The organism is Microbacterium sp. GbtcB4 (assembly GCF_019091465.1).
Lineage (GTDB): Bacteria > Actinomycetota > Actinomycetes > Actinomycetales > Microbacteriaceae > Microbacterium > Microbacterium paraoxydans.
Genome location: NZ_JAGXJJ010000797.1, coordinates 1 through 229, shown reverse-complemented (window position 1 = coordinate 229; position 229 = coordinate 1). Strand labels below are relative to the sequence as shown.

The following is a 229-nucleotide window of genomic DNA, read 5'->3' as shown; positions in this document are numbered from 1 at the left end:
CCGGCGCGCAGCCGCAGCGGGGGGATGCCCAGCGGCAGGGCGAAGCGCGCGCCGCCGGTGATGCCGCCGGGCCCGCCCAGCCACCACGGGAATCCGAAGGTGAGGAACGAGATCGCGTAGCCGTAGCCGCCGATCGCCATGAACGCCGCCATGCCGTAGTTGAGCAGACCCGTGGACCCGAAATGCACCGCGAGGCCCGAGGCCGCGGGCGCGAAAGCGATCGGGGTCG

Annotated in this window: 1 pseudogene; it reads right to left on the bottom strand. The window is 73.8% G+C overall.

What is annotated here, in order from left to right:
- Nucleotides 1–221 (bottom strand): annotated as a pseudogene (locus tag KVS71_RS19650) (branched-chain amino acid ABC transporter permease); the annotation flags it as partial.
- Nucleotides 222–229 lie beyond the last annotated feature (8 nt).